The sequence below is a fragment of the Rhodovulum sp. FJ3 genome, assembly GCF_032918305.1.
Lineage (GTDB): Bacteria > Pseudomonadota > Alphaproteobacteria > Rhodobacterales > Rhodobacteraceae > SAT37.
On the sequence record NZ_JAWJUU010000001.1, the window covers coordinates 237,760 to 250,171 of the forward strand.

Consider the following 12,412-nt stretch of genomic DNA (forward strand, 5'->3'; position numbering starts at 1 on the left):
CCCTAAACCCGACGTCCCCGCGCACCACCACGGCGGCGCGGGGTGTCGCCCTCGCCCAGACCATCGCGCAAAACCTGCGTCATCGGATGGTCATCGCGGCCCACGGCGTGCCGGTCCAACAGGATGCGGATTTCGCCCCTGGGATCGTCGCCTGCTCCCATCGCCCAGTCGAGGAAAATGGATTTGCATTCCTCAAGTGTGATGCCCTCAATCTTATAGGCCTCACGGATCAGGCCCTTGGGGTCGATGTTGGTATCGCTCATTCCGCGTCCTCTGATACGGCAGGCAACAGGGCGTCGATGATCGCCGCGCTGTCCTGTTCAAGTTGCGCCAAACGCGCGGCCAGATCGTCCAGCGACGTGGCCTCGGTCGTGCGTAGCACAAACGCACCGCCCCCCTGCCCCAAAGCCGACGGATCAAGCGGTTTGTCCGACAAGAGCTTGGCCGCGGTTTCGACCTGACGCAAGCGGCAATAGGCGTGGTTCAACGCGCGCGCCTGTTCGGGGTCGGGCCATGGCGCATCGGGGGTCAGTTGATGGATCACCTCGGTCGCGGGATTGGCCGCGATCAGGGCGGCCGCGCTGGCCACCAGTTCGATGTCCTGTATCCGGCCGGGGCCCAGTTTGACGTCCCACGGCCCCTTGGGCGGTTTGGCGGCGGCCAGACGCGCGCGCATCTCGGCCACCCCTTGCAACGTGGTGTCAGGGTCGGACTTGGCCGCCAGCAAATCGCGGCGGAACGCCTCAACCTCGGCCATCAGATCGGGCGCGCCCGCAATGGGCCGCGCGCGGGTCAGGGCAAGGTGCTCCCACGTCCACGCTTGGGTCTGTTGATAGTCGCGAAACGCCTGAACCGAGGTCGCCACGGGCCCCTGATTGCCCGATGGGCGCAGGCGCATATCGACCTCATAGAGGCGCCCCTCGGCCATCGGCGCGGTCAGGGCCGTCACCAACGCCTGTGTCAGGCGCGCGTAATAGGCGCGCACGTTCAGGGGGCGACGGCCCTCTGACATCTCGGCGCCGTCGGGATCATAGATCACGATCAGGTCCAGATCGCTGCGCGGCCCAAGGCGCTCTGCGCCAAGGCTGCCCATGCCGATCACACAGGCCCCGCGCCCCGGCGGCACCCCGTGTTTGGCGGCGAAATTGTCGACCACGGCGGGCCAGATCCCCGCCACCACCGCGCCGGCCAGATCGGCGTAATGTTCACCTGCCTGTTCTGCACTGATCAGGCCACGCAAGAGGTGCACCCCGATCCGGAAATGCCATTCCTTGGCCCAGCGACGCGCGGCGTCCAATTGGCGTTCGTAATCGCCAGCCTCGGGCAGATGCGCGGACAATTCGGCGACCAAGGCATCCGGTCCCGGCCACGGCGCAAAGAACCCTCCGCCAATCACCGCATCAAACACCGACGCATTGCGCGACAGGTATCGCGCCAGCTCGGGCGCAGTGGTCGCAATATCCACAATCAGATCAATCAGTTGCGGGTTGGCGTCGAACAAGGAAAACACCTGAACCCCCGCAGGCAGCCCCGACAGGAACCCGTCGAATGCGGCAAATGCCTCTTGCGGGCGGGCGGCGTTGGTCAGGCGCTCTAGAATCGCGGGTTTCAACCGGTCGAACAGTTCCACCGCACGGGCCGAGCGCAACGCCGGATAGGTCCGCCACCGCCCCGTGAACTCCGCCGCAAAATCGGGCAGCGGGGTCGCCGCCGCATCGCGCTGTGTCGGGGCGAAAAAGTCCTCGGTCAGACCGTCCACGCGTTTGAACAGGGTCAACATCCGGTCGGCAAACACCGACGTCTCTGCATCGCCACAAAACCGCGCGATCCGGTCGATGCCAGTATCGGATGTCGGCATGCTGTGCGTTTGGGCGTCGTTGACCATTTGCAACCGGTGCTCGACCTCCCGCAGGGTGCGGTAATCCTCGGTCAGGGTCGCGGCGACCTCCTGCGGGATCCAGCCCTTGTCGGCCAGCCGCGCCAGACCCTCAACCGTACCGCGCACCCGCAGATCGGGGTCGCGCCCGCCTGCAATGATCTGGCGGGTCTGGGTGAAAAACTCAATCTCGCGAATGCCCCCTTGGCCCAGCTTCAGGTTATGGCCGCCAAGTGTCAGCGCGCCGTGCAGCCCCTTATGATCGCGAATGGCCAGACGCATGTTATGGGCGTCCTGAATGGCCGCGAAATCCAGATGTTTGCGCCACACAAACGGGCGCAACCGCTCCAGATAGGCCCATCCAGCGTCGATATCGCCGGCGCAGGGACGCGCCTTGATATGCGCGGCGCGCTCCCACGTGCGCCCGACGCTCTCGTAATAGGACTCGGCCGCCGCCATCGCCATACAGACCGGCGTCACCTGCGCATCGGGGCGCAGGCGCAGATCGGTGCGAAACACATAGCCGTCGCCGGTGATGTCGGACAGGATCGTGCTCATCTTACGGGTCACGCGCACGAACGCGGCGCGGGCGTCATGATAATCGTCGGGATCAAACCGGTCCTGATCAAACAGGCAAATCAGGTCGATATCCGAGGAATAGTTCAACTCGCCCGCGCCGTGTTTTCCCATGGCCAGCGCGACCATCCCCGCGCCGGTCTCTACATCGTCCTCAGTCATACCGGGCAGCTTGCCCCGCGCAATTTCAGCGGCGATCAGACGTTTGATCGTCACATCAACACAGAGATCGGCAAAGCGAGTCAGCGCGCCGGTCACCTGCTCCAAATCCCAAGCGCCGGACAGATCGGCCAGAGCGATCCACAAGGCCGCGCGGCGCTTGGCCTGTCGCAGATGGACCGGCAATTGGTCCAATGTCAGCCCCGACACATCGCTCAGAATACTGTCAAACGCGCCCTCAATCGGTTGCCCAAGCGCGGCGCTTAACCAAGCGGCCTCTTTGTGCAGGAGGGACTTCAAATAGGGGCTGCACCCCGCCGTGCCCGCCAACAGATCGGACAAAGGCGGCGTTTTCGTCCGCAAAACATCCGGCACATCGGTCCCGCAATCAGGATCGAACACCAAGGGCACACGGCGGATCATGGTCTCAAGCGTCATGCCACATTGATGACTTGGCACATCACCGCGGTCAATGTGCCCCGTGAAATTCGGATGAATTTCACGCACCCAAAAAAATATTTGCACCGCAAATATTTGAGACGAAACATTTTTTGACAAAAAATGTTAAACCCATTCACATAACCCCTTGCAAGCACGCAATACCGACCCAATCTATGCAATGTGAAAGGCATTCACATCAAACAAGGAGTACAAGAATGAGTTCCGTCGCAACCTGGCCGTCACAAGCCGAAAACTGGTTGGATCAGCGCGGTAAGGGCGCGTGGATTGCGGCCATGGTTTTGTCGTTCATCTTTTTCTGGCCGCTGGGCCTCGCACTGCTGGCCTATATGATTTGGGGTAAAAAGAACATGTTCAACGGATGCAAACGTCGCGCCGAGCGCTCGCATTACGGTTTCAAATCGTCGGGCAACAGCGCCTTTGACGCCTATAAGGCCGATACGCTGCGCCGTCTTGAAGACGAACAACAAGCGTTCGAGGATTTCCTGCGCCGCCTGCGCGAGGCCAAGGACAAATCCGAGTTCGACCAGTTTCTGGATGACCGCGCGGCCAAGGCCCGCGAGACCAAAGACGCCGACACGCACGAAACCGCGTAGATCCGGCCACGACAGCTAAAGGGCGCGCCCTCGCGCCCTTTCTTTTATGCCCAACACCTATTAGGTCATAGGAATGGAACAAACGCTTTGGGGTCTGCCTGATCCCGACACCCAACCGGAATTCTATACGGGCGTGCCCAGCAAACGACTGGTCGCGTTCTTTATCGACTCGGTCATCATTGTTGTGCTCTGCGTTCTGGCCCTGCCGTTCACCGCATTTCTGGGGTTGTTCTTTTTCCCGCTCATGTATGTGGTGATCGGCTTTGCCTATCGCACGGTCATGTTGGCGCGAAATTCGGCAACGCTTGGGATGATGGCCATGTCGATTGAGGTGCGCGATGGCCAAGGCCGGACGCTGGATTTGCCGATGGCGGTGATGCATACGGGGGCCTATTCCGCCCTTGTGATCAGTATCTTCTTTCAAATCGGGTCGATCGTTTTGATGCTAAGCACCCCGCGCGCGCAGGGTCTGCATGACTATGTTCTGGGCACGGCGGTGATCAACCGCGCCGCCTAATCCGCGCAAGACCCTTGGCGCGTGGCGCAGGCTTTGCTAGCGTTTGGCCAAACAACATCCGTCTGAGTCATGCGTCACACCCTACCGCTTGCGCCACAGTTCTATGTTACGGCCCCCCAGCCCTGCCCTTATCTGCAGGGCCGGATGGAGCGTAAGCTGTTCACGGCCCTGCAAGGCGAGCACGCAGAACAGCTTAACGATGCCCTGTCGCATCAGGGGTTCCGCCGCTCGCAGAATGTGCTCTACCGCCCGTCCTGTTCGGATTGCACCGCCTGCCTGTCCGCCCGCATCCGCGTGGCCGATTTCAAGGCGAACAAGTCCCAGAAGCGCACGCGCCGCAAAAACGCGCATCTGCGCCGGTCGACGAATTCGCCTTGGGCGACCGAGGATCAGTATACCCTGTTCCGCCGTTACCTCAGCACACGTCACGCCGATGGCGGCATGGCGGATATGGATATCTTTGAATTCGCCGCGATGATTGAGGAAACCCCGATCCGCAGCCGCGTCATCGAATATTCCGCCCGCGATGAATACGGGGCCAGCGATCTGGTCGCTGTCTGCCTGACCGATATCCTGAAAGACGGTCTAAGCATGGTCTACTCGTTCTATGATCCCGACATGATGGATCATAGCCTTGGGACCCAAGTCATTCTGGATCACATCGACATCGCGCGCGATGCGGGCCTGCCCTATGTCTATCTGGGCTATTGGGTGCCCGGCAGTCCCAAGATGGGATACAAGGCGCGGTTCAGCGCGCTGGAAATCTATAAAAACGGCACATGGCAGGACATCGGCGATCCATGCGATCATGAGGGCGAAACCCATCCCCTGTCCGTTGATCCGATTGCCGAACAGGTCGCCAAAATCTCGCTCCCCGATCTGCGCGCCCCGCGACGGTGATATAGTAGGGCCCGGGACCTATTGCACGCGCAGGCGTGCCCAAAGTGCCGCGATTATGGTTTTAATCCAAACCACTCCGATGGCGAATAGAACCGCAAAGCCCAGATCGAGCGCGATCCTGGACCAGTACATATGGTCCACGCCGAACAGTATCAATGCAGCACCAATCCCAATAGACATTGCCATCAAAGAGATGGCCGTCTGTTTGGCAAAAATCCTATTCGGGATAAGAATGCCCGCCACCACCCCGCATAGAACGAAAACGGAAAAGGTATAAAAGCCCAGTCGCGATAGCGGGACAAGAATTGCGGAAAACGCCGCGTAATATTCCGGAGAGTCGATGCCATACGAAATTGACGCCCGAAAGCCATCCCGCAATTCCGAAATCTCCTCACGAAGAGGCGCGGCGGCCACCTGAAGCGCGGCAAAGCCGATCAGCGGCAGAAGAAAAATGATGGCGTTTCGTAAATACGGCATTGGCAAAGGGACCTCTGTCGACAGTTTTGACCTTTCCCCAGCAGGGTTGGCGCGTCAACACAGTTCCGGATTACATTTCAAAACACCTGTTACCCAAAGGAAAACGGGGACCCGTCGGGCCCCCGTTTGTTGTTTTAGTGGGTTTTGTGTCGCGCTTAGTTCGCCAGCAGGTTCGGGACGATGGTCACGATGCTGGGGATGAACCACAGGATCGCAAGGCCGAGGACCTGAACCAGAACGAACGGGATGATACCGCGGTAGATGTGGCTGGTGGTGACCTCTTTGGGGGCCACACCGCGCAGATAGAACAGCGCAAAGCCGAACGGCGGTGTCAGGAAGCTGGTCTGCAGGTTGACCGCGATCATGATGGTGACCCATTTGGGATCGAAGGACCCGCCATAGATCACCGGACCCACGATCGGGACAACGATGTAGATGATCTCGAGGAAGTCGAGAACAAAGCCCAGCACGAACAGCACCAGCATCACGATCAGGAAGACCTTGAGCTCATTATCAAAGCTCTGGAGGAAGTCCTGAATGTATTCCTCACCCCCGAACGAGACCACGACAAGGTTCAGAACCTGTGAGCCGATCAGGATGGTAAAGACCATCGACGTCACCTTGGCCGTTTCGCGAACGATCGGCGGCAGGACGCCCGTGCGCCACAACACCCAGCATCCGTAGAGGATGCCGAAGATAAAGAAGTGGTACGCGCCCTGCGCGACGACAAAGGCAAACCAGTCTTGCGCGGGGACGACTTCGCGGCTGACGCGCAGGTCGAACTCGGTCCCGGCAAAGATCATGACGATCACGGCCAGCGCCGACCAGATGATCAGCTTGCCGCCTTTGCCCTCTTCTTGCAGCTTGCGGTAGGCCGCCAGCATGATCGCGCCACCGGCCCCAAGCGCCGCGGCGGGGGTCGGGTTGGTGATGCCGCCAAGGATCGAGCCCAGAACCGCCACGATCAGCAGAAGCGGCGGGAAGACCACGCGCAACAGATCGTTGGTCGCCAGCATGCCAAAGGCCGCCCGCACCCCGTAGAACAAAATCGCAAACGGGATGGCAAGGATCAGGAAGGCCCCACCAGACGAGGTGAGCGGGCTGACAAAGGCCGCGTCAAAGACCAGCGCAAGGCCGATCCCCGCCGCCCCGATCAACAGGGGACGCATGTCGCCATTGGGGGCAACACCGCGTGCCACGCTGAGGACAATGCCCAGACCGATCAGCAGAACCAGAACCGACGAGGACAGCGCGGGCGCATTGGCTAGCTTGTCCGCACGGGCCTGTTCCAGCTGTTCAGGCGTCAGGGCCGTTGCCGATTGCGCGCCACCGGCGGCATCGATTTCGGCCTGTTGTGCGACGGCTTCGTCCCATGCCTCTTGGCCGTGCAGTTCGATCATTGAGATCTGGCACTGCTCGGACACATTGGTGCGCAGCGCAGCGCCACCCGTTGCTTCGGAGAAGCTGCTGACCTCAAGCGACTGAGAGCCCGCGACGTTCAGGTTGATCGCCAACATGCCAACGGCAATCGCGCCAACCGGAACGAACAAGAACCACGTCAGTTTCTCGTTACGGGTGGCGGCCGACGGCGTGCCATCCGTGATCTGGACCGCAGGGGCCTTGGACGGGTTCAACACCGCAAAGCCGAACGCATAGGCCGCATAGAGGAAGGCCAACATGATGCCCGGCACGATGGCCGCTTGGAACAGGGTGCCCACCGACACAACAGGTGCCGTGCCCAGATAGGTCAGAGCATCGGTACAGCCTGCCAATTGGGCGCGCTGTTCCTGTGCCGCCGAATAGAGGTCACCGGCCAACGTCCCCAAGAGAACGATCACGATCGAGGGCGGGATGATCTGCCCCAGCGTCCCCGAGGCCGCGATGACACCGGTGGCCAGTTCGGGCGAGTATTTGTTGCGCAGCATAGTGGGCAGCGACAACAGACCCATGGTCACAACGGTTGCACCAACGATACCGGTCGAGGCGGCCAGAAACGCGCCCACAACCACAACCGACACGGCCAGACCACCGGGCAGCGGGCCAAAGACACGCGCCATAGTCGTCAGCAGGTCGTTCGCGATTTTGGAACGTTCCAGCGTGATGCCCATCAGGACGAACATCAGAACCGCCAGCAGGGTTTCGATCGACTGACCGGCGAACACACGTTCGTTCATCCGGTTGACGACAAAGCTGATGTTGCGGTCCATCGCCGTTTGCCAGCCGTTTTCAAAGACCGCGTGGGCCTCGCGTGGCAATTCGGGGTATCGGAAGATTGTGATTGAGTCCGGATGCAACCCCTGTCCGATCAAGGCGCGATAGGCCTCGGAACCGGTGTCGATTGCTTGGTGGATCAACAGGCCCTGGCTGTCCAGTGCCGCGATGATCCCAAAGGAAAGAGCGCCCGCGCCGCCAATCGAAAAGGCGACGGGAAAGCCCGAGAGAATGCCCCCAAAGAGGCACAAAAAGACGATGATCAGGCCGATCTCGACGCCATCAAGTCCAAATAACATTTGCTCAGCCTCGTTGAGTTAGTGGGTGCCTTCGTAGGCTTCTTCGCCTTCACCCAGCGTGTCGCGATCAAGGAATTTACCGGCGCTGTCTTCGCCTTCGACAAATTCCAGATACGAGCGGTAAAAGAACGACATCGCCTGAATAAAGATCATGCCGCAGTAGATGAGGATCAGGACCTTAAACAGGAAATAGGCGCTAAAGCCGTTGGGCGAGAAACCGATGGTTTCCACGTTCCAGCGCACCGCGCGCGCCTTGAGCATCAGCCGTTCAAGCGTGTCCGAGGCCGAGGGTTTCGGCGTGATCAGGTGGCGCCACAGGAAGTACCACGAGTACATCCACATGATGATCGCAACCGGCATCATAAAGACGACCGAGCCGAACATGTCGATGGCCCGCTTGGTGCGGTGCGACACGGCAGAATAGATCAGGTCCACGCGCACATGGCCGCCCTGAACGAACGTATAGGCCGCACACATCGCGACCACCATGGCATTGTAAAGCTTGAGTTCCTCGGACCACCAGCTGAGGTCCTTGGTGAACGAATATCCGGCGGGGCCAAAGGAAATCTCGGCCACACGGAAGATCCGTTGCAGGAATACGATGACGATCTGCTGAAGCACCATCAACAGACCGGCCCATGCGAAAAAGCGGCCAAAGCTGTTGGCGAACCCTTCGAGGACGCGCACGACGCCCCACAAAAAGTCGCGCTTGATGACCCCCAGCACGAACACCAATGCGAAAACACCTAATGCGATCAGCGCGAATTCCGTCGAGCCGCCGTAATAGACGATCCACATAATGCTTTCTTTAGTGGATTGCTCCAAGACAGGTCCCCCATCTCTCTTGAACGGGCGCGGACCGGTGCCGCATGCCCCAAGTGGAACTCCCCGATCCAATCGGACCGGGGAGCCTCATTTCGTACCGTGTGGGCGCTTAGCCCAGAACGCGGTCGCGTTGTGCGGTGTAGGCACCCGACGACTTGTTGATCCAAGCCGACGATGCTTTCATCGAGGTCATCGCGCTGTCGTAGACCTTTTTGTACAGGTCGTCGCCCAGGTTTTCCTCGTGTACGGCCTGCGATGCGGCACCGAAGGCGTCCCAAACGCTGTCGGGGAATTCCATCAGCTTGACGCCCGAGGCCTGCAGACGCTGCAGAGCGGCACCGTTGTTGGCCAGGAACTGCGACAGGTTCCACTGGTGAGCTTCGGCTGCTGCGATCTCGATGACCTTCTGGTGCGCGGGCGAGAGGCTCTCGAACACGTCACGGTTGGTGGCCAGCGACAGACCTGCACCCGGCTCGTGGAAGCCAGCGGTGTAGTACACTTTGGTGATCTCTTGGAAACCGGCTTTTTCGTCGGCCCAGGGACCGATCCACTCGGTGCCGTCGATGGCGCCCGATGCCAGTGCTTGGTACACTTCGCCGCCCGGAAGGTTCTGAACCGATGCGCCCAGTTTACCCAGAGCTTTGCCGCCCAGACCCGGCATACGGAACTTCAGACCGTTGAAGTCCTCGGGGCTGTTGATCTCTTTCGAGAACCAGCCGCCTGCCTGTGCACCGGTGTTACCGGCCAGGAAGGATTTCAGGCCAAAGATCTGACCCAGCTCGTCGTGCAGTTCCATACCGCCATCCTGGTAGTACCAGTTGGCCAGTTCCTGTGCGGTCATGCCGAAGGGAACAGCGGTGAAGAACGCATAGGCGGGGTGCTGACCGGTGAAGTAGTAGTCTGCACCGTGGTACATGTCGGCCTGACCCGAGGACACAGCGTCGAACACTTCGAACGCGCCAACCAGTTCACCGGCGGCTTTCAGGTCAACGGTCAGAGCACCGTCGGTCATTGCGGTGATCGAGTCAGCAGCGCGCTGAGCCGAGTCGTGCACACCGGCCAGACCACGACCCCAGGTCGTTACCAGCGTCAGAGTGCGTTTGCCTTGTGCGTAAGCCGGAGCGGCCAGAGTGCTTGCAGCAGCAGCGGTGCCACCAAGCGCCGAGGCGCGCAGAAAAGAACGGCGATCCATTATGGTATTCCTCCCAAATGTGTTGCCCGCCCAGAGCGGGGGCGGATCGATAGTGCGGGGGAGGTTAGCGAGTACCCGGTTTTGAATAAATACCAAGTACTACGTAGAAACGCGGAAAATGTTAAAAATCTTGACCAATTTTGGTGATTTTTGAAACTGTCCCCCCACGGATTTCACTCTGATTCCCGTCGAATCGCACCCGAATCGGTGCACGCTTAGGCAGAAAGGACACCCCCTGCCCCTTTTCACGTCACTCCGCGAACGGCTGCGCCTGAACTACGGGCAAAAGCTGTTCTTGCTGGCCACGGTCCCCCTGTTGGTGGCGGTGACGGCAATCGCGTTTCTGGTCGCCTATCAGGCGCGCCAGTTGCCCGAGCGCGAGATCGCGATGTTGCAGACCCAGTTGCTGAACGCGAAGAAGGAAGAGCTTAAGAACTATATCTCTCTGGCGCGCACCGCTTTCATGTCGGAATACGGCAATGCCCTGCCCGATGACGAGGCCGCGAAAACCAAGGTTATTCAGACCCTTGCGGCGATGATCTATGGTCAGGACGGGTATTTTTTCGTCTATGATTACAACGGCAATAACCTTGTCAGTCCGCGCCAGACCGAATTCATCAACCGCAACTGGGCGGGCCTGGAGGACGCGCGCGGCACACCCGTTGTGGATGAGTTGATCAAGATCGCGCGCTCGGGCGGGGGCTATCACACCTATCTCTGGACCAAACCGTCCACCGGCGAAGAGGCGCAGATCATTTCCTATGTGATCGGGCTGCAGGACTGGCGCTGGGTCGTGGGGACCGGCGTGTTCGTGGACGATGTTCTGGGCTCAATCGCGGCGGCCCGCGCCCAGACCGAGGCCCGCATCAGCCGCACCTTTATGTCCATCGGGGCGATCACCCTTGCCGCGCTGATGGTGGTGTTCATGTCGGGTCTGGTCATCAACATCCGCGAGCGCCGTCTGGCCGATACCAAGCTCAAGGAACTGACCCAGCGGATTTTCGACACACAAGAAGAGGAACGTGGCCGCGTTGCGCGTGAATTGCACGACAGTATCAGCCAGATCCTGATCGGGGCGCGCTATGCGCTGGACCTTGCGCGTCGTCGCCTGTCCACGGGGGATGCCCGCGCCGAGGACAGCGTCGCCAAGGGCATCACCAGCCTGAACGGCGCCATCCAAGAGGTCCGCCGCATCAGCCGCGATTTGCGCCCCGGCGTGTTGGATGACCTTGGGCTTGGGCCCGCGCTACAAGGTCTGACCGAAGAGTTTGAGCGGCGCACCGGCATTGAGGTCGATTTCCAGACCGTGGTGTTTCGCAACCGGTTGGACAAGGATTCCAAGATTGCCCTCTTCCGCGTTGCCCAAGAGGCCCTGACCAACATCGAACGCCACGCGGGCGCGACCAAGGTCGTCATGGACCTGCGCGGCAACCGGCGCGGCGCGATCATGCGGATTGAGGACAACGGCCACGGCCTGCCGACCGACCGCACGATCAAGGCCTCGACCGGTCTGGGCCTGCGTAATATGCAGGAACGCATGGAACAGATGGCGGGAACCTTACGCATTCTGTCCAGCAAATCGGGAACGGTTATTGAAGCTCAGGTGCCTTTGTCGCATATGCTACAGCCCGAACCCGACACCCGGGCCAGAAATGGATAAGGGCAGGCTATGACAGACCCCGTACGCGTCGCGATTGTGGACGATCACCCGATGGTCGCCGAAGGGATCGAGGCAATCCTCGAAACCTATGACGATCTGCAGGTGGTCGCGACCCTGAGCAACGGGCAGGACATGATTGATCAGGTCGAGGATTTGAACCCCGACGTGATCCTTTTGGACCTGAACATGCCCAAGGTAAATGGGCTAAGCGCCGCCGAGATGATCCTTGAACGCCGCCCCGACACCCGCATCCTGATCCTGACGATGCATGACAGCACCGAATACATCACCAGCGCCATGTCGCACGGGGCCAAGGGCTATATCCTGAAAGACGTGCCCACCGAAGAGATCAAACAGGCGATCGACGCGGTGATGGCGGGCGCGACCTATCTGTGCACGGGGGCCGAGGCCGCCCTGTCGCCGCGCGTGTCCAAACGTCTGGAACAGCTGACCAACCGCGAACAGGCCATCCTGTTGCAACTGGCCCAAGGCAAGTCGAACAAAGAGGTCGCCCTCGCCCTAGATATCTCGGTGCGCACGGTCGAGACCCACCGCAAGAACCTGAAACGCAAGCTGGGCATCAGTTCCACCGCCGGTCTGACGCGGTTCGCGTTGGAACACGGGGTGCTGCAGGGCACCGGCGCCGATCTCTAAACCTCGAAAGG

10 protein-coding genes and 1 pseudogene are annotated in these 12,412 nt (G+C 60.3%); 5 read left to right on the forward strand and 6 right to left on the reverse strand.

Annotation, left to right across the window (positions count from 1 at the left end):
• Positions 1–2: 2 nt before the first annotated feature.
• The gene (locus tag R1W00_RS01145) at positions 3–263 is read right to left on the reverse strand and encodes a hypothetical protein (protein WP_317260877.1); all 261 of its coding nucleotides are present in this window, start codon (positions 261–263) and stop codon (positions 3–5) included.
• Positions 260–3,049 (reverse strand): glutamine-synthetase adenylyltransferase, encoded by a 2,790-nt coding sequence (locus R1W00_RS01150; RefSeq protein ID WP_317260878.1) that lies wholly within the window; start codon positions 3,047–3,049, stop codon positions 260–262. The genes R1W00_RS01145 and R1W00_RS01150 overlap by 4 nt, the downstream gene beginning before the upstream one ends.
• Before the next feature lie 218 nt (positions 3,050–3,267).
• Here R1W00_RS01150 and R1W00_RS01155 point away from each other — a divergent pair, with 218 nt between their 5' ends.
• The 3 genes from R1W00_RS01155 (at position 3,268) to R1W00_RS01165 (ending at position 5,083) form a co-directional block, all read left to right on the forward strand.
• Entirely contained in the window at positions 3,268–3,666 is a 399-nt protein-coding gene (locus tag R1W00_RS01155) for a DUF2852 domain-containing protein (RefSeq protein WP_317260879.1), read from the forward strand.
• Between the two features lie 73 nt (positions 3,667–3,739).
• Complete coding sequence (locus R1W00_RS01160; RefSeq protein WP_317260880.1) at positions 3,740–4,183, forward strand: RDD family protein; 444 nt, start codon at positions 3,740–3,742, stop codon at positions 4,181–4,183.
• Positions 4,184–4,252: 69 nt separating this feature from the next.
• Positions 4,253–5,083, forward strand: coding sequence for an arginyltransferase (locus R1W00_RS01165; protein ID WP_317260881.1), 831 nt, complete (start codon positions 4,253–4,255; stop codon positions 5,081–5,083).
• Positions 5,084–5,101: 18 nt separating this feature from the next.
• Here the strand turns inward: R1W00_RS01165 and R1W00_RS01170 are convergent, their stop codons facing one another.
• The 4 genes and pseudogenes from R1W00_RS01170 to R1W00_RS01185 form a co-directional block, all read right to left on the reverse strand.
• Positions 5,102–5,560: a hypothetical protein gene (locus R1W00_RS01170; protein ID WP_317260882.1), complete on the reverse strand. Its 459-nt coding sequence runs from the start codon at positions 5,558–5,560 to the stop codon at positions 5,102–5,104.
• A 155-nt stretch (positions 5,561–5,715) separates the two neighbouring features.
• Positions 5,716–8,070 (reverse strand): TRAP transporter large permease subunit, encoded by a 2,355-nt coding sequence (locus tag R1W00_RS01175; protein ID WP_317260883.1) that lies wholly within the window; start codon positions 8,068–8,070, stop codon positions 5,716–5,718.
• Between the two features lie 18 nt (positions 8,071–8,088).
• A pseudogene (locus R1W00_RS01180) lies at positions 8,089–8,895 on the reverse strand (TRAP transporter small permease subunit); the annotation flags it as partial.
• Between the two features lie 109 nt (positions 8,896–9,004).
• Entirely contained in the window at positions 9,005–10,087 is a 1,083-nt protein-coding gene (locus R1W00_RS01185; RefSeq protein WP_317260884.1) for a TRAP transporter substrate-binding protein, read from the reverse strand.
• A 295-nt stretch (positions 10,088–10,382) separates the two neighbouring features.
• Between R1W00_RS01185 and R1W00_RS01190 the strand changes: the two genes are divergently transcribed.
• Together R1W00_RS01190 and R1W00_RS01195 are read left to right on the forward strand one after the other, a co-directional pair.
• Positions 10,383–11,747 (forward strand): cache domain-containing protein, encoded by a 1,365-nt coding sequence (locus tag R1W00_RS01190; protein ID WP_317260885.1) that lies wholly within the window; start codon positions 10,383–10,385, stop codon positions 11,745–11,747.
• Positions 11,748–11,756: 9 nt separating this feature from the next.
• Positions 11,757–12,401: a response regulator transcription factor gene (locus tag R1W00_RS01195; RefSeq protein WP_317260886.1), complete on the forward strand. Its 645-nt coding sequence runs from the start codon at positions 11,757–11,759 to the stop codon at positions 12,399–12,401.
• Positions 12,402–12,412: the final 11 nt, after the last annotated feature.